This is a genomic window from Methyloversatilis sp. MC4-4 (assembly GCF_049843555.1).
GTDB classification, from domain to species: Bacteria; Pseudomonadota; Gammaproteobacteria; order Burkholderiales; family Rhodocyclaceae; genus Methyloversatilis; species Methyloversatilis discipulorum_B.
The window spans coordinates 446,377-470,135 of record NZ_JBBHZK010000001.1; the positions used below are offsets into that span (position 1 = coordinate 446,377).

At 67.5% G+C, this 23,759-nt stretch carries 19 protein-coding genes; 15 read left to right on the forward strand and 4 right to left on the reverse strand.

What is annotated here, in order from left to right; all coding sequences use genetic code 11:
- Positions 1-6: 6 nt before the first annotated feature.
- Positions 7-711, reverse strand: coding sequence for a type 1 glutamine amidotransferase (locus tag WDZ97_RS02125; RefSeq protein WP_425761649.1), 705 nt, complete (start codon positions 709-711; stop codon positions 7-9).
- Here WDZ97_RS02125 and WDZ97_RS02130 point away from each other — a divergent pair.
- The 15 genes from WDZ97_RS02130 (at position 701) to pelG (ending at position 20,989) form a co-directional block, all read left to right on the forward strand.
- The gene (locus WDZ97_RS02130; RefSeq protein WP_425761650.1) at positions 701-1,366 is read left to right on the forward strand and encodes a retropepsin-like aspartic protease family protein; all 666 of its coding nucleotides are present in this window, start codon (positions 701-703) and stop codon (positions 1,364-1,366) included. The two genes, WDZ97_RS02125 and WDZ97_RS02130, sit on opposite strands and share 11 nt — an antisense overlap.
- A complete protein-coding gene (locus tag WDZ97_RS02135) occupies positions 1,366-1,959 on the forward strand; it encodes a CoA pyrophosphatase (RefSeq protein ID WP_425761651.1) in 594 nt (197 codons plus the stop codon). Before WDZ97_RS02130 ends, WDZ97_RS02135 begins: the two co-directional genes overlap by 1 nt.
- A gap of 129 nt (positions 1,960-2,088) precedes the next feature.
- Positions 2,089-3,015 carry a CobD/CbiB family protein gene (locus WDZ97_RS02140; RefSeq protein ID WP_425761652.1) on the forward strand — a complete coding sequence of 309 codons (927 nt, stop codon included), beginning with the start codon at positions 2,089-2,091 and terminating at the stop codon, positions 3,013-3,015.
- Between the two features lie 20 nt (positions 3,016-3,035).
- Positions 3,036-4,223, forward strand: coding sequence for a beta-ketothiolase BktB (gene bktB / locus WDZ97_RS02145; RefSeq protein ID WP_425761653.1), 1,188 nt, complete (start codon positions 3,036-3,038; stop codon positions 4,221-4,223).
- Positions 4,224-4,435: 212 nt separating this feature from the next.
- Complete coding sequence (locus WDZ97_RS02150; RefSeq protein WP_425761654.1) at positions 4,436-5,857, forward strand: circularly permuted type 2 ATP-grasp protein; 1,422 nt, start codon at positions 4,436-4,438, stop codon at positions 5,855-5,857.
- A 2-nt stretch (positions 5,858-5,859) separates the two neighbouring features.
- The gene (locus WDZ97_RS02155) at positions 5,860-6,810 is read left to right on the forward strand and encodes an alpha-E domain-containing protein (protein ID WP_020165207.1); all 951 of its coding nucleotides are present in this window, start codon (positions 5,860-5,862) and stop codon (positions 6,808-6,810) included.
- Between the two features lie 11 nt (positions 6,811-6,821).
- Complete coding sequence (locus WDZ97_RS02160) at positions 6,822-7,631, forward strand: transglutaminase family protein (RefSeq protein WP_304002695.1); 810 nt, start codon at positions 6,822-6,824, stop codon at positions 7,629-7,631.
- Positions 7,632-7,701: 70 nt separating this feature from the next.
- Complete coding sequence (locus WDZ97_RS02165; RefSeq protein WP_425761655.1) at positions 7,702-8,436, forward strand: peptidase; 735 nt, start codon at positions 7,702-7,704, stop codon at positions 8,434-8,436.
- A gap of 121 nt (positions 8,437-8,557) precedes the next feature.
- Positions 8,558-11,377, forward strand: a complete 2,820-nt coding sequence (locus WDZ97_RS02170; RefSeq protein WP_425761656.1) for a bifunctional glycoside hydrolase 114/ polysaccharide deacetylase family protein — start codon at positions 8,558-8,560, stop codon at positions 11,375-11,377.
- Positions 11,340-15,053, forward strand: a complete 3,714-nt coding sequence (locus WDZ97_RS02175) for a tetratricopeptide repeat protein (protein WP_425761657.1) — start codon at positions 11,340-11,342, stop codon at positions 15,051-15,053. The genes WDZ97_RS02170 and WDZ97_RS02175 overlap by 38 nt, the downstream gene beginning before the upstream one ends.
- 15 nt (positions 15,054-15,068) lie before the next feature.
- Positions 15,069-15,596: a penicillin-binding protein activator LpoB gene (locus WDZ97_RS02180; protein ID WP_425761658.1), complete on the forward strand. Its 528-nt coding sequence runs from the start codon at positions 15,069-15,071 to the stop codon at positions 15,594-15,596.
- Entirely contained in the window at positions 15,593-16,984 is a 1,392-nt protein-coding gene (locus WDZ97_RS02185) for a PelD GGDEF domain-containing protein (protein WP_425761659.1), read from the forward strand. Before WDZ97_RS02180 ends, WDZ97_RS02185 begins: the two co-directional genes overlap by 4 nt.
- On the forward strand, positions 16,974-17,975 hold the full coding sequence (locus WDZ97_RS02190) for a hypothetical protein (protein WP_425761660.1): 1,002 nt from the start codon (positions 16,974-16,976) through the stop codon (positions 17,973-17,975). Before WDZ97_RS02185 ends, WDZ97_RS02190 begins: the two co-directional genes overlap by 11 nt.
- A gap of 66 nt (positions 17,976-18,041) precedes the next feature.
- Entirely contained in the window at positions 18,042-19,619 is a 1,578-nt protein-coding gene (pelF, locus tag WDZ97_RS02195; RefSeq protein WP_425761661.1) for a GT4 family glycosyltransferase PelF, read from the forward strand.
- On the forward strand, positions 19,619-20,989 hold the full coding sequence (pelG, locus tag WDZ97_RS02200; RefSeq protein ID WP_019917630.1) for an exopolysaccharide Pel transporter PelG: 1,371 nt from the start codon (positions 19,619-19,621) through the stop codon (positions 20,987-20,989). The genes pelF and pelG overlap by 1 nt, the downstream gene beginning before the upstream one ends.
- Before the next feature lie 200 nt (positions 20,990-21,189).
- On the opposite strand, the gene rsgA is transcribed toward pelG, so the two are convergent.
- From rsgA to WDZ97_RS02215, 3 genes are read right to left on the reverse strand one after another with little or no spacing between them, the layout of a single operon-like run.
- Positions 21,190-22,074, reverse strand: coding sequence for a ribosome small subunit-dependent GTPase A (gene rsgA, locus WDZ97_RS02205; protein WP_425761662.1), 885 nt, complete (start codon positions 22,072-22,074; stop codon positions 21,190-21,192).
- A 4-nt stretch (positions 22,075-22,078) separates the two neighbouring features.
- The gene (locus WDZ97_RS02210; RefSeq protein WP_296812444.1) at positions 22,079-22,417 is read right to left on the reverse strand and encodes a 4a-hydroxytetrahydrobiopterin dehydratase; all 339 of its coding nucleotides are present in this window, start codon (positions 22,415-22,417) and stop codon (positions 22,079-22,081) included.
- 2 nt (positions 22,418-22,419) lie between these two features.
- Positions 22,420-23,652 (reverse strand): M48 family metallopeptidase, encoded by a 1,233-nt coding sequence (locus WDZ97_RS02215; RefSeq protein ID WP_425761663.1) that lies wholly within the window; start codon positions 23,650-23,652, stop codon positions 22,420-22,422.
- Positions 23,653-23,759 lie beyond the last annotated feature (107 nt).

Genomic DNA, 23,759 nt, shown 5'->3' on the forward strand with positions numbered 1-23,759 from the left:
CCCGGTTCAGTCCTTCAGACCTTTGACCCACTTCGCGTAGGCGGTTTCCGCCACCGCGTGCAGCGCCGCGATGCGCGCTTCCAGGTCGCGCTGGATGTCCGCCGGCTGCTGCACTGTCGGCTGGGCGGCTGCCTCGGCGATCTCGTCGGCGCCGCCGGTACACCACGACTTCACCAGATCCTCGGTCATTTCGATGTGGCACTGCATTGCCAGATGCTTGCCCATGGCCCAGGCCTGGTTGTCGCAGCCGGCGGAGGCCAGCACACGGGTGGCGCCGGTCGGCACGGTGAAGGTTTCACCGTGCCAGTGGAAGGACGGAAAGCGTGCCCGGTCGCCGAACCATTCGGCCGCTGCCGGGTCGGTGGCATGGACGTCCAGCCAGCCGATCTCCTTGCAGCGATTGGTGCCGACGGTGCCGCCAAGCGCCTTCGACATGAGCTGGCCGCCCAAGCAGTGGCCGATCACCGGAATGTCGGCGGCGACCGCCTTGCGGATCAGTTCGAGCACCGGCGGAATCCACGGCAGCGGATCGTTCACGCTCATCGGCCCGCCCATGAAGCAGAGGCCGGCGAAGGCCGACGGATCGGTCGGCACCGGATCGCCGCAATCCATCGCGAACAGGCGGATTTCACGGCCCAGGCCGTTGATATATGTAGCAAAATGACCGGGTCCTTCGGTCGGACTGTGACGGAACACTGCAATGGGTTTCATCGAAACACCTCCTCGCCGCATTCTAGCCACGCTCGCGCTCGCCGTCCTTGCTGGCGCAAGCGCTGCGCATGCGGCCGACGTTTCGCTGGCCGGTGTGTTCGGCGGCAAGGCGGTTCTGGTGATCGACGGCGGGGCGCCGCGCACGCTGGCACCGGGTGCCCGTTCGCCGGAGGGGGTGAAGCTGCTGTCGGTCGAGGGCGACCGTGCCTGGGTCGACATCGACGGCCGGCGCGTGCAGCTGCGCATCGGCGAGAACGTGGCGTCGCAGCGCAGTGCCGAAACGTCGGCCTCGGTCATCCACCTGAACGCGGATCAGCAGGGACACTTCTCCGCCGACGGGTCGATCAATGGCGTGCCGATGAAATTCCTGCTCGATACCGGCGCTACCGTGATCGCGATGGACCGCAATCAGGCGCGCCGTGCCGGCGTCGATCTGTCCCGCGCCGAAGCGATGCGGGTGCAGACCGCCAATGGCGTGGTCCGCGCCTGGCGCGTCCGGCTGGCCAGCGTGAAGCTTGGCAGCGTGACCCAGGCCAATGTCGAAGCGGCCGTGATGGACGCCGAAATGCCGCAGGTGCTGCTCGGCATGAGTTTCCTGAACCGCATGGACATGCAGCGCAACGGACAGGTCATGACCCTGAGGCAGCGCTTCTGATGGACTTTACCGCGCCCGCTGCAGGCTTCGACATCGATCGCCTGCGTACCCGACTGTCTCTGCCGGCGGCGCAGCCGGATGTGCGCTTCGCCGGTTTCACGCCGGCGGCTGTACTGGTGCCAGTGGTGGTCGGCGGGGACGAACCGACGCTGCTGCTGACCCGGCGCAGCGCCCATCTGCACGATCACCCGGGCCAGATCGCCTTCCCCGGCGGTCGCGTCGATGCCGGCGACACGTCGCCCGAGGCGACCGCACTGCGCGAAGCGCAGGAGGAAATCGGCCTGTCGCCGGAGCAGGTCGAACTGATCGGCCGCCTGCCGGATTACTACATCACTGCCAGCGGCTTTCGCGTCACCCCGGTGGTCGGTCTGCTGCGCGGGCCGCTGCAACTGCGGCTGGATGCCTTCGAGGTGGCCGAGGCTTTCGAGACGCCGCTGTCCTTCCTGCTCAATCCGGCCAACCGGCGGCGCGGCAGCATCGAACACCAGGGCATCACCCGCGAGTTCTGGGCCATGCCCTGGCAGGGCTACGACATCTGGGGCGCCACCGCCGGCATGATCGTCAGCTTCGCCGAGCACCTGCTGAAGGACTGAAGCTGCCGGGTGGGGTGACGGTCACCCGGCTGACCGGACCTGCCGGTTTCGACGGGATGACGGCTTGCAAGGCTCCCGCAAGCTTCACTGTGATATCGTCCGGGTGCTCGTAAGGCGATAACGCATCACATGACCTGGCTGTCTCTTTTCGTCGCACTGCTGATCGAGCAGTACAAACCGCTCTCCTATGAGCGCGTCGTCGCAGGCCCTCTTGCCCGCTATGCGGCCTGGTTCGAACAGCGCCTGAACGCTGGCGAGGCGCGTCATGGCGTGGTCGCGTGGTCGCTGGCCGTCGGCCTGCCGGTGACGGCCGTCTGGTTCCTCTATCTTTTCCTCGTCTGGATCAACCCGGTGCTCGGCTGGGTGCTCAATGTCATCGTGCTCTACGTGACCATGGGCTTCCGCCAGTTCAGCCACCATTTCGAGGCCACCGCCGACGCACTGCGTGCCGGTGACACCGACACCGCGCGGCGCGAACTGGGCAACTGGCTGTCGCGCAACACCGACCGGATGAAGCAGGAGGAGATCGCCCGCCTGGCGATCGAGCAGGGCCTGCTGGCGGCGCATCGCCATGTGTTCGCACCACTGGCGCTGTTCGCGCTGCTGCCGGGGCCGACCGGCCCCTTGCTCTATCGCCTGACCGAACGCCTGTCGTGGTCGTGGGCTCGGCGCGAAAACATCGAATTCGGTGCCTTCGGCCGCTTCGCGCGGAACATGTACGAATGGCTGGATTTCATCCCTGTGCGCATGACTGCCGCGACCTTCGCCATCGTTGGCGACTTCGAGGACGCAGTGCATTGCTGGCGCACACAGGCCGCAAAATGGCCTGAGCAGGCGGCGGGCATTCTGCTCGCCAGCGGCGGCGGGGCGCTCGGCGTGAAGCTCGGCGCACCGCTGTTCGAACTCGGCGAAGTCGCGGACCGGCCCGAACTGGGCATGGGCGACGACGCCGATGTTGATCTCATGCAAAGCGCGATCGGCCTTGTTTGGCGCACACTTATATTTTGTCTTCTTTTGCTCGGCCTGCTCACGCTGGCTGGCTATGTCGGTAGCTGATTTCAACGGAGGTGGTACTGATGGCTGACAAGAGAGAAGTGGTGATCGTAGGTGCTGCACGTACGCCGATCGGCGCATACGGCGGCTCGCTGAAGGACTTCACGGCCTGCGATCTGGGCGCGCACGTGGTCAAGGCCGCCTTCGCGCGCGCCGGCGTCGATGCGAAGGAAGCGCAGCACCTGGTGCTGGGCAACGTGATCCACACCGAAGCACGTGACATGTACGTGTCGCGCGTCGTGGCGATCAACGGCGGCATGTCGAAGGAATCGTGCGCCATGGGCGTGAACCGCCTGTGCGGCTCCGGCTTCCAGGCCGTCGTGTCGGCCGCCAACGCGATCCAGCTCGGCGATGCCGACTGCGCAGTCGGTGGGGGCGTCGAAACGATGAGCCGTGGCGGCTACCTGATGCCGGCGGCCCGCTGGGGCGCCCGCATGAACGACACCAAGATGATCGACATGATGGTCGGCGCGCTGACCGATCCGTTCGACACGGTGCACATGGGCATCACCGCGGAAAACATTGCCAGCCAGTTCGGCTTCAACCGCGAGGAGCAGGACGCCTTTGCCGTCGCCTCGCACCAGAAGGCCGCGGCCGCGACCGACGCCGGCCACTTCAAGTCGCAGATCGCGCCGCTGGAAGTGGTGACCAAGAAGGGCACCACCGTCATCGACACCGACGAGCACTTCCGCCGCGACGCGTCGATCGAAGGCATGGCCAAGCTGCGCCCGGTGTTCAAGAAGGACGGTTCGGTCACCGCCGGCAATGCCTCGGGCATCAACGACGGCGCGGCCGCCATCGTCATGATGGAAGCCGGTGCGGCCGCCCGTGCCGGCGCCAAGCCGCTGGCCCGTCTGGTGTCCTACGCCGTTGCCGGCGTCGATCCCACCATCATGGGCACCGGCCCGATCCCGGCCGTCAAGCTGGCGCTGCAGCGCGCCGGTCTGAAGGCCTCCGATCTGGACGTGATCGAATCGAACGAAGCCTTCGCCGTGCAGGCCATGTGCTGCACGCGCGAACTGGGTCTGGACCCGGCCAAGGTGAACCCGAACGGCGGCGCCGTCGGTCTGGGTCACCCGGTCGGTGCCACCGGCGCCATCCTGACCGTCAAGTGCCTGTACGAACTGCAGCGCACCGGTGGCCGCTATGGCCTGATCACGATGTGCATCGGCGGTGGCCAGGGCATTGCCGGCATCATCGAACGCATCTGATCGCCGCTTCACCGGTCTGAAAAAAACGCCCCGCCCAGTGCGGGGCGTTTTCGTTTCAGACCCTTGCACCACATGAATCCGGGCTCCGCACCCGCTTGGTGCGTAAAACCCTTCGAAGCGGAAGGTTTCCAGTCCTGGCGCCGTTTTCCGGCATGGCACATTTTTCGCTGAATGCCGGTACGCGCCAAACAATCACACGAGACAACCCGATCATGGCCAACCCGTCCTCGATCTATGACGAAATGAACGGCGCCGACGGCACGGTGCGCGCTCACTACGCCGGCTACCAGAAGTGGCTGGCGGAAACACCGCCGGAGCGCATCGCGCAAAAGCGTGCCGAAGCGGATCTGGTGTTCCACCGGGTCGGCATCACCTTCGCGGTCTATGGCGAGGAGGAGGGCAAGGAGCGCCTGATTCCGTTCGACGTCGTGCCGCGCATCATCCCCGCCCAGGAATGGAAGCAGCTGGCCGCAGGCCTGCGCCAGCGCGTGAAGGCGCTGAACATGTTCCTGCACGACGTCTACCACGACCAGGAAATCATCAAGGCCGGCAAGATTCCGGCCGAGCAGGTGCTCTCGAACAGCCAGTACCGGCCGGAGATGCAGGGCGTGGACGTGCCGGGCGGCATCTACGCGCACATTGCCGGCGTCGATGTCGTGCGCGCCGGGGCCGGCGAGTTCTACGTGCTGGAAGACAATCTGCGCGTGCCGTCCGGCGTGTCCTACATGCTGGAAGACCGGCGCATGATGATGCGACTGTTCCCGGAACTGTTCTCGCGCTACCGCGTGGCGCCGGTCGAGCACTACCCGGACATGCTGCTGAGCAATCTGCGTGCGGTCGCACCGGCCGGCGTGCTCGATCCGACCGTCATCGTGCTGACGCCCGGCGCCTACAACTCGGCCTACTTCGAACACGCCTTCCTCGCCCAGCAGATGGGCGTCGAACTGGTCGAGGGTCAGGATCTGTTCGTGCGCGACGAGCACCTGTACATGCGCACCACCCAGGGGCCGCAGCGCGTCGATGTGATCTACCGGCGCATCGACGACGACTTCCTCGACCCGCTGGCCTTCCGCGCCGATTCCATGCTGGGTGTGCCGGGTCTGCTGCAGGTCTATCGCGCCGGCCACGTGACGCTGGCGAACGCGATCGGCACCGGGGTGGCGGACGACAAGTCCATCTATCCGTATGTGCCGGACATGATCCGTTTCTATCTGGACGAAGAGCCGCTGCTGAACAACGTGCCGACCTATATGTGTCGCAAGAAGGAGGACCTGTCCTACGTGCTGGCCCACCTCGACGAACTGGTGGTCAAGGAAACGCACGGTGCCGGCGGCTACGGCATGCTGATCGGGCCGCGCGCATCGAAGGAGGAGATCGAGCGCTTCCGCCAGCTGCTGACCGAGACACCGGAGCGCTACATCGCGCAGCCCACGCTGTCGCTGTCGGCCTGCCCGACCTTCGTCGACGCCGGCATCGCGCCGCGCCATATCGACCTGCGTCCCTTCGTGCTGTCCGGCAAGGACATCAACATGGTGCCGGGCGGACTCACCCGCGTGGCGCTGCGAGAGGGCTCCCTGGTGGTGAATTCGTCGCAGGGCGGCGGCACCAAGGACACCTGGGTCCTGGAGATCTGAACATGCTGAGCCGAACCGCAGACCACCTGTACTGGATGGCGCGCTACATCGAGCGCGCCGAGAATGTTGCCCGCATGCTGGACGTGAATTACCGCATGTCCATGGTACCGCAGGCCGATGGCGGCATCGACGCCGGCTGGGGCGCGACGCTGTCGATCACCGGCCTGGAGGACGCCTTCCGCGCCAAGTACCCGGCGGCGACGATGGAATCGGTGCTCGAATTCATGGTGTTCGACGGCAGCAATCCGTCGTCCATCATGAGCTGCCTGCGCATGGCGCGCGAGAATGCGCACGCGGTGCGCGGCACCATTACGTCGGAAATGTGGGAAACCACCAACGACACCTGGCTCAAGATGCGCGACTACCCGCGCTGGAAACTGTCGGGCAGCGAGATCGGCGAATTCTTCGAGTGGGTGAAGTTCCGCTCGCATCTGTCGCGCGGCGTCACGCTGGGCACCATGCTGCGCGACGAAGCCTTTCACTTCATCCGCCTCGGCACCTTCCTCGAACGGGCCGACGCGACCGCGCGCTTCATCGACGTGAAGTACCACATGCTGGTCGACGGCAAGGCGCCGCCCGACGCGGCTGCCGACTACTACCAGTGGAGCGCGCTGCTGCGTTCGGTGTCGGCCTTCGAGGTGTATCGCAAGGTATACCGCGACCTGATCACGCCGGTGAAGGTGACCGAACTGCTCATTCTGAACGACCAGATGCCGCGCTCGCTGCGTACCAGCATGGTCGAGGTGTACGAAAACCTGCTGGCGGTGTCGAACTATCGCTCGAAGGAAACCCAGCGTCGGGCGGGCGAACTGCAGGCCAGCCTGAAGTTCGGCCGCATCGAGGACGTGTTCGCGCGCGGGCTGCACGAGTACCTGACGCAGTTCATCGTGCGCGTGAACGACCTCGGCAACCGCATTTCAAACGATTTCCTGGTTCCGATGTCATCCAGTTGAAGGAGATCGCCATGCTGCTCGATATCCGTCACGAAACCACGCTGCAGTACGCCAGCCCGGTCAGCTACAGCATCCAGCAGTTGCGGCTCACACCGCGCGAGGACTCGACCCAGCGCCCGCTGAACTGGCGCGTGCAGGCGCCGGGCAGCGCGCGCCGCTCGGTCGATGCGCACGGCAACATCGGTCACCTGCTGACGCTGGACCGACCGCACAGCGAACTGTCCATCGTCGTCAGCGGCACCGTGCGGCTGACCGACGCCGACGCCTGGATGCCGCGCGACAGCGGCACGCTGTCGCCGCTGTCCTATCTGGCCGGCACACGGCTGACCGAGGCCGACGAACAGGCGCACGCGATGGCCGCCAGCCATCTGCGGGCGCGGCGCGACACGGTGGGCGAACTGCTGGACCTCAGCGGTGCGGTGTGCGGCGCGGTGCGTCATCAGCCGGACTGCCTGCCGCCGGGTGGCGCCTCGACCGCGCTGGACGCCGGCTTTGGCTGCAGCGCCGACATCGCGCACGCCTTCATCGCCTGCTGCCGCGCGGCCGGGTTGCCGGCACGCTACGTGAGCGGCTATCTGATCGACGCCGCCGGCGAGTGGGCGGCACCACATGCGTGGGTCGATGTCTGGCTGGCCAGCGGGCCGGCGCCCGGCGGCGAAGCCGGCTGGGTCAGCGTCGATGTGCTCGAACGCGCGCTGGCCGGCCACGGCTACTGCAGGCTGGCGGTCGGGCGCGACCATCTCGATGCCTGCCCGGTGCGCATGGCCGGTGGCGAGGCGGTCACGCGCACGCTGACCCGGGTGTCCATCCACACCCACTGACGCACCGCCGCACCGGGCAGCGCGCGCGCTGTCCGTCTAACATTCAACTTTTCCCTGACGGAAATCCGCCATGACCTACTGCGTGGGCATGCTGCTCGACGCCGGGCTCGTATGCCTGTCCGATTCGCGCACCAATGCCGGTGTCGATCACATCAACACCTTCCGCAAGATGAATCTGTTCGAGCGCCCGGGCGAGCGCGTGCTGGTGCTGATGAGCGCCGGCAACCTCGCGCTGACGCAGACCCTGGTGAGCCTGCTGCGCGAGCGTCTCGCCACCGACGGGCCCAACCTGTACACGGTGACGAACATGTTCGAGGCGGCGCGCCACGTCGGCGACTGTCTGCGCGAAGTGCACGCGCGTGACGCCGAGGCGCTGAAGGAATTCGGCATCGAATTCAACGCCAGCCTCATCCTCGGTGGCCAGATACTGGGCGAGGAGCCGCGGCTGTTCCAGATCTACGCTGCCGGGAACTTCATCGAGGCGACGCGCGACACGCCTTACTTCCAGATCGGCGAGGCGAAGTACGGCAAGCCCATCATCGACCGCGTCATCCGCCCCGAAACCACGCTGGACGAGGCGGCCAAGTGCGCGTTGATCTCGATGGATTCAACCATCCGCTCCAACCTGTCGGTCGGCCTGCCGCTGGACCTGCTGGTGCTGCGTACCGGCGCGCTGAGGGTGTGTTCGCACACGCGCATCGACGCCGAGAACGCCTATTTCGAAATGATCCGCACGCGCTGGGGTGAAAGCCTGCGCGAAGCCTTCCACGCGCTGCCGTCGCCGGACTGGATCCCGCTCGCCTGATCGCGCCGTCGACGGCGCGAGAGCGTTGTGCAGCGCAAATTTTGCCCAACCCGGGCCTGCAAGCTAAAGGTTCCCCCACAATGCGCCGTTCACCGGAAACCCTGTCGGCGCCCGTGACCTGATGCTTTCGATCTTTCGTTCGCTGCACCGTCCTGACCTGTCTCGTTACACCCGTCTGCTGTGCTTCGTCGCGCTCGCGTTGTTCGCCGTGGCGGCCAGCGCACAGGCGGGCGAGCTGCCGTCGGTTGCACTGCACTATGGTGCCGATGCCCCGCTGACGGCGATGAAGGCCTTCGACATCGCGGTGGTCGAACCCGACCATGGTTTCGACCCGGTCGCCTACCGCGGGCAGGGGCGCTCCGAACTGTTCGCCTACGTGAGCGTGGGCGAGGTGCATCCGACCCGCCCTTACGCGGCACGTATTCCGGAAGCCTGGCGCATCGGTCGCAATCCGGCCTGGAAATCCCTCGTGATCGACCAGGCCCAGAGTGCGTGGCCGGCCTTCTTCGCCGAACAGGTGATCGCCCCGCTGTGGGCGCGTGGCTATCGCGGCTTCTTTCTCGACACGCTGGATTCCTACCATCTGGTCAATGGTGTCGACATCCTTGCCCAGCAGCAGGGCATGGTGGCTGTGGTGCGGCAGTTGCGCAGCCGCTTTCCCGGCATCCGCCTCATCTTCAACCGCGGTTTCGAACTGCTGCCCGACCTGCGCGGCGAGGTCTATGCGGTCGCCGCCGAGTCGCTGTACCGCGGCTGGGACGCGAAGAAGAAGCGCTATGTCGAGGTCGGGCAGGCCGACCGCGACTGGCTGCTCGGACAACTGCTCGCGGCGCGCGACAAGTACGGCGTGACGGCGATCGCCATCGACTACGTGGCCCCGGCGGCGCGCGAACTGGCGCGCGATACGGCGCGACGCATCCACGCGCACGGCATCGTGCCCTACGTGACCGACGGCGATCTGCGTCACCTCGGCGTCGGCCTGGTCGAGGTGCTGCCGCGCAAGATCCTGTTCCTGTACAACAGCCGCGAGGCGGCGCGCGTCAACGTGTCGAGCGCACACCGCTACGCCGAGATGCCGGTCAATCACCTCGGTTACGCCGCGGACTACGTCGATGTGAACGAGCCGCTGCCGGACACCGTGCCGGCCGCGGAGTACGCGGGGGTCGTGAGCTGGTTCGACGGTTATGTCCCGCCTGCGCGCGCGACCGTGCTGGCACGCTGGATGGCGGCGCGCATCGCCGAAGGCACCCGTCTGGCGGTCTTCGGCTCCTTCGGTTTCGAGCCGGCAGGCGATTTCCTGCGCGAGGCCGGCCTGGCATCGGTCGCGCTGGCGCGCGGCCGGCTCGACATCGCGTCGGCCGATCCGTCGGTCGGTTTCGAATCACCGCCGATTCCGGAGCGCGGACGACTGGAACGGATACGCGTCGATGTCGATGCGGCACGGACGCTGCTGACCGTGTCGGACGCCGACGGCAAGCGCTACGACGCGGTGGCGCAGATGCCCTGGGGCGGCTTTGCGCTGCATCCCTTCGCCATCCGCGTGCTGCCGCTGGAGGAGGCGCAGACGCGCTGGATCGTCGAACCCTTCGCCTTCATCCGCGATGCGCTCGCGCTGCCGCCGCTGCCGGTACCCGACACCACCACGCTCAGCGGTCGTCGCATGTTCTTCGCCCACATCGACGGTGACGGCTTCGCGTCGCGCGCGGAAATGAAGGGGCGCCGGCTGGCCGCCGAGGTGCTGCTCGATGACGTACTGAAGCGCTACGTCGTGCCGCACGCGATGTCGGTGATCGAGATCGAAACCAGCGCACAGGGGCCGTACGCGAAGGACTCGGTCGAAATGGAGTCGGTTGCGCGCCGCATGTTCGCGCTGCCGCACGTCGAGATCGCGTCGCACAGCTACACCCATCCGTTCTACTGGGACAGTGTCGAGCGCGGCGAAGTGAAGCAGGCCTTGCAGGGTTACTCGCTCGCGCCCGACGGCTACGTGCCGTCGCTGGAGCGCGAAATCGCCGGCTCGGTCGACTACATCCGCAGCCGCCTCGCACCGCCGGGCAAGCCGGTCGGCCTGATGCTGTGGACCGGTGACGCCGCGCCGACCGAGGCCGCGCTGGACATGGTCGAGCGCCTGGGCATGGTGCAGATGAATGGCGGCTATACGGTGGCGAGCCGCCTCTATCCCAGCCTCGCCGCGGTGTCGGCACTTGGCACCTGGCAGGGGCGGCACTTCCACGTTCATGCGCCGATCATGAACGAGAACGTCTACACCAATCTGTGGACCGGCCCGTTCTACGGTTTCGAGCGCGTCACCGAAACCTTCGATTTCACCGACGAGCCGCGTCGGCTCAAACCGATCAACATCTACTACCACACCTATTCGGCGAGCAAGCAGGCGGCGCTGGAGGCGCTGCACAAGGTGTACCGGCACGCGCTCTCGCAGCCGGTGCATCCGGTCTATCCGAGCGAATACGTGCGCATCGCGATGAACTTCAATGATGTGGTGCTGGCGCGCACGCTGGACGGCGAGCGTTACCGGGTACGCAACGCGCACCACCTACGCACGCTGCGCCTGCCGCGCGAACTGGGCGTGCCCGACCTGCCGGCGTCGCCGGGCGTGGCCGGCTTCCGCGACGGCGGCGAGGGACGTTACGTGCACCTCACCGCGGACGAGGCGGAGTTGCGTCTTGCCGCGGTCGATCCGCGCCTGCCGATGCTGGCCGACGCCAACGCTCGCGTGCTGTCGGCGACGCGCGACGGCGAGCTTTACCGCTTCGAACTGCGTGCCCACGTGCCGCTGGAATTTGCGCTGGCGAACGCAGAGCGCTGCAGCGTATCCGCCGACGGCCGCGCACTCGCCGCGCAGCGCCGCGACGGCGCGCTGACCCACTACCGACTGAGCGCCCATGCTGCGACGATCGAGCTACGCTGCCGCCTCGCTTGAGCGACCGCGCCTGGTCGCACCGCACGTGCTGCTGGGCATCGGTGCGCTGGTCGGCGTGCTGCTGGTGCTGCTCTATCCCTATCAGGCGCTGGTGCAATACACGATCAACGCCACGCGCGGCGACACGCTCACCGTCGTCTATCTTCGCAACCTGCTGCGCACCGATCCGCGGAACCCGGAACTGCGGTTGGCGCTGGTGCGGCAGTCGCTGGCGCGGCGCGACTACGAACAGGCGCGTGCCGATCTGGCACCGCTGCTGGCGAGCGACATCGATCGCGACACGCTGACCGAAGCGCGCTGGGTGGACTGGACGCTTTACGAGAGCGAGCTGCTGTCGACGGCGCCGTGGTCGTCGCGCCACGTCGAGCTTGAGGCGCAGCTGCCGCAGCGCCTGCGCGATGCGGTGGCGATCGACGGCCTCAACGAGATCAACCGGATGTCGCTGGTGCAGCGCGCGCTGTCGCGCGGACAGGCGCTGCTGGCGCTGGACCTGATCGCCACCTTCCAGCGCGACGGCAGCGCGGTCGATCCGCGCCTGTACGGGCAGGCGGCGGCGGAACTGCTGGGGCAGGGCGAGTACGAGGGCGCGGCGCGCATGCTGTTGCTGCAGCGCAGCCGCGAGCCCGACGCAGCGGTCCGTCGCCAGCTCTTCCTGCAGGCGCTGCGCACGCTGCAGTCCGGCAATCTGCTCGATCTCGCGCTCGACACTGCAGAGCGCGAGATCGGCGAACTGGCGAGCGACACCGAAGTGCTCTACTACCTGGTCACGCTGGCGCGCGCCGCCAACCGTCCGGAGGCGGCCGCCCGTTACGCGAAGCAGATGCTGAAGCTGTCGCTGCAGCAGCAATTGCGCCGCGCAATGCTCGCGCAGGCCGGCTTCGACGCGCAGCCGTGGCGCGTCGCCAGCGGTGCGGGCCCCGACCTGCCGTTCGACGACAAGATCTACACGCTGGGTTACGAGGCCTTCATCGGCAATCGCCAGCTCGACGACGCGCAGCGCGTGGCCGCCTCGGCGGTGCGTCAGGCGCCGGACGACATGAAGTGGCGCGAGCGTCTGGCCACCGTGTCCGAATGGGCCGGCAAGCCGCAGGAGGCGCTGGACCAGTGGCTCGTGCTGGCGCAGCGTACCGGCCGCGAAGACGCCTGGGACGCCGTGCTGCGGCTGGCACCGGGCCTGCTCGACGACGAGGCGCTGCTGCCTGCGCTGCAGCACCGGCTGCGCCGCACGTCGGGTGACATGCGTCTGCTGGGCGAGATCGTCGCCGCCTACGAACGGCTGGGGCGGCCGCGCGAAGGCATCGCCTTCCTGCAGAAGATCACCGCCAGCTCACCCACGCCGCAGGCGCTGAAGGCGCTGGCCGATCTGGCCGAACGTGCAGGCGACGTCGACCTCGCCCTGGCCACGCTGGCGCGCCTCGATACTGTCGTCGCGCCGGAGCCCGCGCGTGCGTCTCGCCGCGCTGCGCTGCTCATCGTGCGCAGCCGCTTCGACGATGCGATGCAGGCGCTCGAATCGGCCAAGGCGGTGGCGACCGACGCCGATCGCGACTACTGGCGGCTGTATTCCTCACTCGCCATGCTGCTGCAGGACGACGACAGGGCGCGCGCCGCACTGGAGCGCGTGACGCGCTTCGACGACGCCGATGCCTTCGAGCTGGCCGACCTGATCGAACTGCTGACCGACGTCGCGCCGCTGGCGGCGGCGCGCGAGGCCGAGCGCGGCTGGCGCCGTTACGGCGACACACCCTGGCTGATGCGCACGCTCGACCTCTACGTGTTCGCCGGCCGGCCGCAGGACGTCGGTCGCATCATCGGCGACATGAGCGCCGCACAGCTGGCCGAGGCCGAGCGTGTGCCGGTGTTCCTGCAGATGCGCGCGCAGTGGCACCAGTCGGCCGGGCGTCGCGACCTCGCCTTCGCCGACTTCAGCGCCGCACTGTCGCTGGTGCCGGATTCGGCCGACGTGCGTTCGGCGCTGCTGTGGCTGCTGATCGACGGCAACGAGGTGCGCGCGCTGCGCGATCTGCTGCTGCGCAAGGAACAGGCGTGGGCGCAGGACGAAGCGCTGCACGACGCGCTGGCCGCGGCCTGGCAGGCGCTGTCGCGACCGCAGGTGGCGCTCGACCGCTACATGCTGCCGCGCTTCGGCCGCAAGCGTGGCGACTTCCTGTGGATGATGAATGTCGCCGACGCGCTGGAACAGAACCAGGAGGTCGACCGGGCCTGGCGCCTGCGTCAGACGCTGTGGGCGCAGGAGCGACCGCGACTGGGCGAGCTCGCCGCTGGCGACATCGGCCAGCTGCAGCGACTGGCACGGGTGCGACTGGCGCGGGCACAGCAGCCGGGTGACGCATCGCATGCGCTGCTGCGCGAGGTGCTGCGGCTGGACCGCGCTCCGGACGGCCAGTGGTTGCCGGCGGCGCGTGAACTGGCGCTGTCCTGGTTCATCGACCGCGGCGAGTACGACGCAGTGCGCGGCTTCCTGTGGCACCAGTACGGACGCGCGCTGAACCGCCCGTTGTGGGCCGACATCACCGCCGCGCTCGGGCAGGGCGACGTCGCGGCGGTCGGCGCGCTGCTCGAAACCTGGGACGAGCGGCTGCCGCGCTACGACCGCGTGAACAGCGCACGTCTGGTTGGCGATCTGCGTCGGGCGCAGAGTGCCGCCTTCGAAACGATGGACGCCCAGCGCGACGATGCGCCGCTGCATCTGCAACTGTCCGATGCGATGCTCGATTACGCGCACCGTTTCGATCTCGACATCGCGCAGCGCGAACTGGGCGGCATCGACGAGCGGCAGGCCGGCGCTACGCTGGACATGGCGATCGCGCCCGATCTGCGCATGAGTCTGGAGTTCGGCTCGATCTCGCGCAGCCGTGGCGACAACACGCAGTTCTCCGCGGTGCCGGGAGAGAGCAGCTATCTGCTCGGCAAGCTTGCCTGGGCGCACGACGACGGCACCACCCGCATCACGTTCGGTCAGCGCGACGGTTTCGAAACCATCCACCCGTTCGCCATCGAGCGCGAGCAGCGCATCGACAACCGGCTCAGCGCGTCGGCCGGCGTCGGCATCGACATGCCGGCGACCGAGAACCTCGGCCTGCGCGCGGCCGGCATGCGCGACCAGATCGACCTGCGCGCCAGCTACCGCGTGTCGCGCTACGACCGCGTCGGCGTGCAGTTGGGCGGCTATCGCTACCGGGCGCAGAACGGCCTGTCCATCGGCAGCGGCCGTCTGTGGCAGGCCGAGCTGGTGCATTCGATCCGCACCGAACTGCCCGATCTCGAGGTCAGCGCCTATGTCGCCGGCTACCGCTTCAGCCCGTCCGACATCGATCTCGCCGACGCGCGGGCGGTCGAGATCAAGCAGCGCCTGTTCGCCGGCAGCGACGCCGACGCCACGGCGCTGCGTCCGCAAAGCTTCAATCTGCAGGGGCTCCGGCTCACGCACAACATCCGCCTGCTGCGCGATTACACGAAGGCGCTGCGTCCGTTCGGCTCGATCGGCGTATCGAACAACAGCGTCGCCGGCGCCGGGTACGACGTGTCGCTGGGCGTGGCCGGTAGCCTGCTCGGTACCGATCATTTTTCGCTGTCCTGGCGACAGGACAAGGGCGGTGGTGGCATCTTCGCGCGCACCACCGAGTTCGCACTGCATTACCGACTGTTTTTCTGAACCGGGAGAGTTCGCATGAAACGCCTGATCAACTACATCGCCGGTCTCGGCGCCGCGCTCGCGCTGCTCGCCGGCTGTGCCGTCATCGACCACTCGGCACCGTCCGGCGCCGACAAGTCGGCCGCCTGGGTGCTGCTGCCCTTCGGCAACGCCACCGAAACGCCGTTCGCCGGCCAGCGCGCCGAAGCGGTCACCGAAAACCTGCTGCGCGCGCTTGGCGTGGCCAACGTGCAGCGCTATCCGTCCGATCTGCAGCGCGACAACCTGTTCGAGACCGGGCAGGCGAAGGACGACGCCAAGGCGATCGAGTGGGCGAAGGCGCAGGGCGCGCGCTACGCCGTCACCGGCACGGTCGATGAGTGGCGCTACAAGGTCGGCGTCGATGGCGAGCCGGCGGTCGGCATTGCATTGCAGATCGTCGAGGTCGACAGCGGTCGCGTGCTGTGGAGCGGTGTCGGCGGCAAGAGCGGCTGGAGCCGCGAATCGCTGGCCGCGGTGGCGCAGGAACTGATCAAGTCGCTGCTGGTGCCGGCGTTGAAATGAACGAACGCTCGCCCGGCGAGAAGCCGGTCATCCGGCGCACTGACGAGCCGCTGCTGCGGCGCCTGATGGCGCGCTTCACGCCGACCGGGTCCGGTGCCGGTGCGGCGGCCATGGCCGAGACGCTGGCGACGCCGCTGCTCGCGCTGCTGCTCGCCTTCTGGCTCAACCCGCTCGACCCCTTCTTCCTGCGGGCGCAGTTCGCTTGGGTGTGGCTCGGCCCGGTACTGGTGGCGCTGCGCTATGGCCCGATCCCCGGTCTGGCCGCCAGCGCCATCGTGTTCGCCGCGTGGTTCGTTTTCGGCGAACTGGGCGTGGCGCTGGGCGAACTGCCCAAGCTGTATTTCCTCGGCTGGCTCATCACGGTGATGATCTGCGGCGAGTTCTCGTCGCTGTGGCGCAATCGCGTGCGGCGTGCGGAAAGCGTGCAGGCCTACCTCGAGCAGCGCCTGGAGTATCTGACGCACCAGCATTACCTGCTGCGCCTGTCGCACGACCGGCTGGAGCAGGATCTGATCTCGCGTCCGGTGTCGATGCGCGACGCACTGGTGAGCCTGCGTGCGCTGGCCTCGGCACCCGGCGCCGCCGGTGACGCGCTGCCGGGCGCGCCAGACCTGCTGCGTCTGGTTGCGCAGTACTGCCAGATCGAACGCGCGGCGCTGCTGCCGGTCGATGCCGACGGCCGGCCCGATGGCGGCGCGCCGACCTATCTTGGCGCGCCGTTCGACATCGATGCCGGCGATCCGCTGATTGGCTTCGCTCTTGAGCGTCGCCGGCTGGCGCACGTGGCGCTCGACGACGAGCGCGCCGAGGGCGGCTCGCGCTATCTGGTGGTGGCACCGCTGAGCGACATGAGTGGTGCGATGCGGGCGCTGCTGGTGGTCGATCGCATGCCTTTCTTCGCGCTGCACGAAGAAACGCTGCAGATGCTGAACCTGCTGCTCGGCTACTACGCCGACGGCCTGTCGGCGAGCGCGCTGGCGGCCCCGCTGCGTGCGCGCTTCGCCGACTGCCCGCTCGACTTCGCCTTCGAAATGGCACGCATGTGGCGCGTCCGCGTCGAGTCCGGCGTCGCCAGCGCACTGGTCACGCTGGAATTTCCGGCGGGCGAGGAGGGGCGCGAACTGGTCCAGCAGATCGCCCGCATCCAGCGTTCGCTCGATGTGGTGTGGAAGGTCGACGGCGGCGACCGCCCGCGTCTGCTCACGCTGATGCCGCTGGCCGGCAGCGCCGCGGTCGAAGGCTATCTGGCGCGTATCGACAACTGGTTGCGCCAGCACCGCGGCAGCGGTCTGGACGACAGCGGCGTCAGCAGCCGCATCAGCATGCTCGATCAGGTCGAGCCGGTCGCGCTGTTGAGCGGCGTGCTGAAGGTGCAGCATGGGCAGTAGCCAGCTCGCCTTCGCCGCGCTGCTCGCCGAGCTGACCGCCTTCTACGGTCTGGGCAGCATCGACGCACCGGACCTCGCGCTGTCCGCCTACCTGGCGGCACACGCACCGGCCAGCCTGATGCTCGCGCTGGCCGTGTACGCGCTGATTCCGCCGGCCCGCTCGAAGCCGCGCACCAGCGTGCTGTCTCTGCTGTTCAGCTGCATCTTCTTCGTGCCGGTACTCGGTTTCGTCGGCGTGCTGGCGGGCGCACTGATGCGCCACCTGCTGCCGCGGCTGAAGGCGCCGCAGCGCTTCTCGGCCGTGCGGCTGCCGGATCTGGACATCCACGAAAGCAGTGAGAAGTCGGCCGCCGGCTTCCGTCAGGCCGGCGTGCGCCAGTTCCTGAAGAACGAACGCGCGCCGGTGCCGCAGCGTCTGCGTGCCATGGTGGCGCTGTCGCACGCGCCGTCGCGCATCGGTTCGCCGGTGCTGCGCGAACTGCTCGGCGATTCCGAAGACGATCTGCGCCTGCTCGCCTACGGCCTGCTCGACAGCCGCGAGAAGCGGCTCAACGCCGACATCCACGAAGCCCGTCAGCGTTACGCAGCGAGCCGCGACGCCGAACAGCGCAGCCGCGTCGCGCACCAGCTGGCGGCGCTTTACTGGGAGCTGATCTATCAGGGGCTGGTGCAGGGCGATCTGCTCGACTACGCGGTCGGCGAGGCGCTGCGCTACAGCGAATCAGCACTGCAGACGCACGGCAACGACCCGGCGCTGCATCTGCAGCACGGCCGTCTGCTGCAGCAGATGGGCCGGCTGGACGAGGCCGACGCGGCTTACCGGCGTGCGCGCGAACTGGGTCTGCCCGCTTCGCGCGTCGTGCCCTATCTGGCCGAGCTGGCTTTCGCGCGACGCGACTTCACGCAGGTGCGCGCGCTGTTGCAGACGATGCAGGACTGGGAAGGCCTGTCGCGGCTGCAGCCGGTGCTGAAATTCTGGGGGCAGGCATGAGTGCAGCACTGATCGATCGGTTCGACCGCAGCCCTCCTTGGTGCGGCCGCGACGGAGGGGTGTCCGGTGAGTGAAGTGATCCGCCGGGCGGAGCAGGGCGTCGATGTGGCGCTGCTGCTGGAAGGTACCTTTCCCTATGTGGCGGGCGGGGTGTCGAGCTGGGTGAACCAGATCATCCGCGCCTATCCCGAACTGCGTTTCGCGGTCGTGTTCATCGGCAGCCGGCGCAGCGACTACGGCGACATGCGCTATGCGCTGCCGGACAACGTGGTGCACCTGGAAACGCACTACCTGCACGACGACCTCGGCGGCGGCGCCAGCGCGCACGACCGCAAGTCCGGCATGGCCGGCGACGCGCAGGCCTTCGAGCGGATGGCGGCGCTGCATGAGTCCTTCCGCAATGGCGGCGGCGACGTGCTGGAAATGTTCGGCGACGCCTGTCGCGACATCTGCCCCGGCGGACGCATCGATCTCGAGGCCTTCCTGCGCAGCGAAGCGTCGTGGGACATCGTTACCGACCGCTACCGCAAGTACTGCAGCGACCCGAGCTTCGTCGATTACTTCTGGACGGTGCGCATCATGCACCAGCCGCTGTGGCAGCTCGCCCGCATCGCGCACACGCTGGTGCCGGCGAAGGTCTATCACAGCGTGTCGACTGGTTACGCCGGCTTTCTCGGCGCCATGCTGGCGCAGTCGACCGGGCGTCCGCTGGTGCTGTCGGAACACGGCATCTACACCAAGGAACGCAAGATCGACCTCTACCAGAACGAGTGGATACGCGACAACCGCAACGTGTTCCAGAAGGACGCGTCGGAGTTGAGCTACTTCCGCCAGCTGTGGATACGTTTTTTCGAGTGGCTGGGGCGCATCACCTACGCCGCCGCCGACCCCATCATCGCGCTGTACGAAACCAACCGGCTGCGCCAGGTGGCCGACGGCGCGGACGCCGCGCGCACGCGCAACATTCCGAACGGTGTGGCGATACAGCGGCTGGCGCCGCTGCGCGCGCAACGGCCGGACGTCGTGCCGCCGGTGCTGTGTCTGATCGGTCGCGTGGTGCCGATCAAGGACATCAAGACCTTCGTGCGCGCGATGCGCCGCGTGGTCAATCGCATGCCCGAGGCGCAGGGCTGGATCGCCGGTCCGGCCGACGAGGATCCGGCCTACGCCGAGGAGTGCCGCAACCTGGTCGACAGCCTCGGCCTGTCGGACAACGTGCGCTTTCTCGGCATGCAGAAGATCGACGAGCTGATGCCGAAGATCGGTCTGGTCGTGCTGTCGTCGATTTCCGAAGCGCTGCCGCTGGTGCTGCTGGAGGGCTTTGCGGCCGGCGTGCCGGCGGTGTCGACCGACGTCGGTTCCTGCCGCCAGCTCATGTACGGGCTGGGCGAGGAGGACGAGGCGCTCGGCGCGGCCGGCCGCGTGGTCGGCATCGCCGACCCGCAGGCGCTGGCCGATGCCGCGCTCGACCTGCTGAACGACGGCGCGGCCTGGCAGGCGGCTCAGCAGGCAGGCATTGCGCGCGTCGAGCGCTACTACAGCGACGCGCTGATGTTCGACCGCTATCGCGCGGTCTATGACGAAGCGCTGGCGCGCGACACGCGCAGCGCTGGCGGCTGCCCGTTCGGACACGGAGCGCGCTGATGGCCGGCATCGGTTTCGAACTGCGCAAGCTGCTGAAGAAGGACAGTCTGCTCGGGCTGGTCCAGGCCTACAGCTACGCCGGCGTGATCGGCTCCGGACCGTGGGTGCTGTCCATCGTCGGCATCCTGATGGTGGGTCTGCTGTCGCGCGCGGTGGTGGTGCCGGAATTCCTGATCACCCAGTTCCAGGTGTCGGTCACCTATCTGATCTCGACCTCGCTCATCCTGACCGGCCTGGTGCAGCTCGCCTTCACCCGTTTCATTTCCGACCGCCTGTTCGAGAAGCGCGACGACCTCGTGATGTCGAACTTCAACGGCCTGCTGCTGTGGGTGCTGGCCGTTGCCGGCGTGGTCGGGCTGCTGCTCGCCTTTACGCTGTTCGCCGGCCTGTCGGTGTCCTATCGTCTGCTGATGCTGGCCGGCTTCGTGCTGTTGTGCGGCATCTGGGTGGCCACCATCTTTCTGTCCGGCCTGAAGATGTACCGCGCCATCCTGCTGCTCTACGCGCTGGGTTACGCGGTCACCGTGCTGTCGGCGCTGGCGGCGCGGCCGTGGGGGCTCGAAGGCTTGCTGGGCGGATTCGTGCTCGGGCACTTCGTGCTCTTCGTCGGCATGTGGATGATCACCGCCTGGCACTACCGTTCGCGGATGACGATTTCCTACGAGTTCGCCCGCCGCGAGACGCGCTATCCGTCGCTGATGCTCATCGGTCTGCTGTACAACCTCGGCGTCTGGGTGGACAAGTTCATGTTCTGGAGCTGGCCGGAAACGTCGGACGCCATCATCGGGCCGCTGCGCGCGTCGGTCATCTACGACCTGCCGGTGTTCATGGCCTATCTGTCCATCATCCCGGGCATGGCGGTGTTTCTGGTGCGCATCGAAACCGATTTCGTCGAGTACTACGACCGCTTCTTCGACGCGGTGCGCACCGGCGGTTCGCTGGAATACATCGAGGACATGCGCGACGAGATGGTGTACTCGATCCGCCAGGGGCTGGCCGAGATCGGCAAGATCCAGACGCTGGCCATGCTGGGCGCCATCGTCGCCGGTCCGGCGGTGTTCGCGGTGCTGGAAATTTCGGAACTGAACCTGCCGCTGCTCTACATCCAGACACTGGCGGCCAGCCTGCAGGTCGGTCTGCTGGCGCTGCTCAACGTGTTCTTCTACCTCGACCAGCGCCGCATCATCCTCGCGCTGTGCGGCTTCTTCTGTCTGTCCAACATCGCCTTTACCGCGCTGTCCTTCCAGCTCGGCGCCAGCTTCTACGGCTATGGCTATGCGCTGTCGGTGCTGCTGACGCTGATGCTCGGGCTGTGGGCGCTGGACCGGAAACTGGGGCGGCTGGAGTACGAGACTTTCATGCTGCAGTGAGCGTGCGAGCAGGTTCTGTGGGAGCGAGCATGCTCGCGATTGCGACCTGTATCGGAGTCGGCGGCCTGCAGCAGCCGCGTCGCGGCCAAGGCCGCTTCCACAAGGATCGCGCACGATTCGCCGCCGAAGCCGGGGCCCGGGTCTCTGTGGGAGGGGTCTTCTGACCCCGACAGGGCCTTGCGAACGCGCAGAAGCGCTGCTCAGTACTGCGGGGCAGCTGCCGTGGTGATTTCGTGGCGCAGCAGGTGATAGAGCGCCAGGCGGTCAGGTGCGACGTGGTCGCGCAGGCCGCAGCCCGGTTCGCTGTCGTGCGCGCAGTCGCGGAAGCGGCATTTGCCCAGATGCGGACGGAAATCCGGGAAGGCCTGTTCGAGATCGTTCACGTCGAGCTGGGCGAGGCCGAATTCCTGCAGGCCCGGGCTGTCGATCAGCGCACCGCCACCGTCGAGTGCATAAAGCTTGGCGTAAGTGGTGGTGTGCTTGCCCGAATCGAGTGCCTGCGACACCTCGCGCGTCGCGGCGCGCGCCTCCGGGACCAGCGCATTGACCAGCGTCGACTTGCCCATGCCGGACTGGCCGGTGAACACGCTGGTGTGGTCGCGCAGGAAGGGGCGCAGTGCGTCCGCACCCTCGACCGCGCTCATTTCGAGCACCTCGTAACCCAGCGCACGGAACGGCGCGAGCGCAGCGCGGGCGGTGTCGAGTGAGGCGGTGAGGTCGCACTTGTTCAGCACGATCAGCGTTCGCAGTTGCTGCGCTTCGCACGCCACGAGGATGCGCGAGATCAGTTCCGGACTGAACGACGGTTCGGTGGCGACGACGATGGCGACCAGATCGACGTTGGCGGCGACCATCTTCTGCTTCCACATGTCCTTGCGGTAAAGCAGGCTGGTGCGCGGCAGCACTTCGGCGATGCGTGCCTGGTCCTCGCCCTGGATGTCGAGCAGTACGCGGTCGCCGCAGGCGATGTCCGACTTCTTGCCGCGCGGGAAGGCCTGCAGTTCGCGCCCATCCTCCAGCCGTGCAACGTAGTGCCGGCCGTGGGCCGACACGATGCGGGCGGCCGGCTGCAGAGTTTTTTTCAAACCGTCAGGCGGCGTCGCGCATCGCCTCGATGCGGGCGGCGCAGATCAGATCATTGAGGGACACACCGCGCACGCTGTGCGTGGTGAACACCACGCGTACGCGGTTGGCGCCGAACATGATGTCCGGGTGGTGATCTTCGGCCGCAGCCAGCGCGGCGACCTGGTTCACGAAGGCGACGGTCTGCGCGTAGTCGGTGAACTGGAAGTCCTTGGCGATGTGCTTGTCGATTTCGATCCAGCCGCGCAGATCCTTCAGGGCCGCGGCGAGCGCCTCGCCCTCGATGCGGCGGTGGGCGCCCTTCTGCGGCGTGCAGTGTTGTTGTGCGAGTTCGTGTGCGGTCATCGTCAGGTGGATTGCAGCCGCGCCACGCGCAGCGCGGCCGGCGGGTGGGAGTCGTAGAACTGCGAGTACAGCGGGTCCGGCGTCAGCGTCGAGGCGTTGTCGCGGTACAGCTTGACCAGCGCGGTGACCAGCCAGTCGGCGCGGGTCTGCGCCACGGCGTAGGCGTCGGCCTCGAACTCGTGCTTGCGCGACATCAGCGACAGGATGGGCGACAGCGGGAAGCTGAACACCGGTATTACGAGAGCGAAGAGCGTCAGCGCCATCGCATCGCCCTGCGACGACACGCCCAGCTGTTCGAAGAACCACGGCGCGTCGACCAGCCAGCCGAGCAGGGCGAAGAAGGCGAGGCTGCCGGCGGCGATCCAGCCGACGCGCTTCCAGATGTGGTGGTGCTTGTAGTGGCCCAGCTCGTGCGCCAGCACCGCTTCGATCTCGTCGCCGCCAAGGCGGTTGAGCAGGGTGTCGAAGAACACGATGCGCTTGCCCTTGCCGAAGCCGGTGAAGTAGGCGTTGCCGTGCGCCGAGCGGCGCGAGCCGTCCATCACGAACAGGCCGTCGGAGCGGAAGCCGCAGCGTTCCAGCAGCGCCTCGATGCGGCTGCGCAGCTCGCCGGCCGGCATCGGTTCGAACTTGTTGAACAGCGGTGCGATGAAGGTGGGGTAGAGCACCATCATGGCGAGGCTGAAGGTGAGCCAGAAGGCCCAGGCATAAACCCACCAGGCAGCGCCCAGGCTGTCCATGATCCACAGCACCGCGGCGACCGCCGGTGCGCCGATGGCGGCACCGATCAGGCCGTGCTTGATCTGGTCGCCGAAGAACATGCCCAGCGTCATCTTGTTGAAGCCGAAGCGCTGTTCGATCACGAAGGTGCGCCACATGAGAACCGGCAGGTCGATCAGCGACGAGGCGAAGGCGACGATGCCGATGAACACCAGGTCACGCACTATGCCGTCGCCAGCGAGGTTGCCGGCCAGATCGAACATCCACTGCAGGCCGCCGCCCAGCGTCAGCACCAGCAGCCACAGCGCGCCGATGACGACGTCGGCGCGGCCGAGGCCGGCGCGCGCCACGGTGTAGTCGGCGGCCTTCTGGTGCGCTTCGAGCGGAATCGCTCCACGGAAGGCGACCGGCACCTCGCCGCGATGAGCGGCAACGTGGGCGCGGTGACGGGTGGCCAGCCACAGGCGCACGCCGGTGGTCAGCACGAGAGCGGCGACGAAGATTTCGGTGAGCATGGTGGGTTGCCTCGGGTGGATGCGGTTCCGGTCAGGATCAGAGTCAATTTAGACTCAGTCCAGGTCACGCGAGTGTGACAAAATCGGGCCGATCCGCGTTCGGACGA

Excerpts from the sequence above, each read along its gene's own strand:
- WDZ97_RS02130 (WP_425761650.1), top strand. The coding sequence starts at position 701 with ATGGGTTTCATCGAAACACCTCCTCGCCGCATTCTAGCCACGCTCGCG.
- WDZ97_RS02125 (WP_425761649.1), bottom strand. The coding sequence starts at position 711 with ATGAAACCCATTGCAGTGTTCCGTCACAGTCCGACCGAAGGACCCGGT.
- WDZ97_RS02135 (WP_425761651.1), top strand. The coding sequence starts at position 1,366 with ATGGACTTTACCGCGCCCGCTGCAGGCTTCGACATCGATCGCCTGCGT.
- WDZ97_RS02140 (WP_425761652.1), top strand. The coding sequence starts at position 2,089 with ATGACCTGGCTGTCTCTTTTCGTCGCACTGCTGATCGAGCAGTACAAA.
- bktB (WP_425761653.1), top strand. The coding sequence starts at position 3,036 with ATGGCTGACAAGAGAGAAGTGGTGATCGTAGGTGCTGCACGTACGCCG.
- WDZ97_RS02150 (WP_425761654.1), top strand. The coding sequence starts at position 4,436 with ATGGCCAACCCGTCCTCGATCTATGACGAAATGAACGGCGCCGACGGC.
- WDZ97_RS02155 (WP_020165207.1), top strand. The coding sequence starts at position 5,860 with ATGCTGAGCCGAACCGCAGACCACCTGTACTGGATGGCGCGCTACATC.
- WDZ97_RS02160 (WP_304002695.1), top strand. The coding sequence starts at position 6,822 with ATGCTGCTCGATATCCGTCACGAAACCACGCTGCAGTACGCCAGCCCG.
- WDZ97_RS02165 (WP_425761655.1), top strand. The coding sequence starts at position 7,702 with ATGACCTACTGCGTGGGCATGCTGCTCGACGCCGGGCTCGTATGCCTG.
- WDZ97_RS02170 (WP_425761656.1), top strand. The coding sequence starts at position 8,558 with ATGCTTTCGATCTTTCGTTCGCTGCACCGTCCTGACCTGTCTCGTTAC.
- WDZ97_RS02175 (WP_425761657.1), top strand. The coding sequence starts at position 11,340 with ATGCTGCGACGATCGAGCTACGCTGCCGCCTCGCTTGAGCGACCGCGC.
- WDZ97_RS02180 (WP_425761658.1), top strand. The coding sequence starts at position 15,069 with ATGAAACGCCTGATCAACTACATCGCCGGTCTCGGCGCCGCGCTCGCG.
- WDZ97_RS02185 (WP_425761659.1), top strand. The coding sequence starts at position 15,593 with ATGAACGAACGCTCGCCCGGCGAGAAGCCGGTCATCCGGCGCACTGAC.
- WDZ97_RS02190 (WP_425761660.1), top strand. The coding sequence starts at position 16,974 with ATGGGCAGTAGCCAGCTCGCCTTCGCCGCGCTGCTCGCCGAGCTGACC.
- pelG (WP_019917630.1), top strand. The coding sequence starts at position 19,619 with ATGGCCGGCATCGGTTTCGAACTGCGCAAGCTGCTGAAGAAGGACAGT.
- WDZ97_RS02210 (WP_296812444.1), bottom strand. The coding sequence starts at position 22,417 with ATGACCGCACACGAACTCGCACAACAACACTGCACGCCGCAGAAGGGC.
- WDZ97_RS02215 (WP_425761663.1), bottom strand. The coding sequence starts at position 23,652 with ATGCTCACCGAAATCTTCGTCGCCGCTCTCGTGCTGACCACCGGCGTG.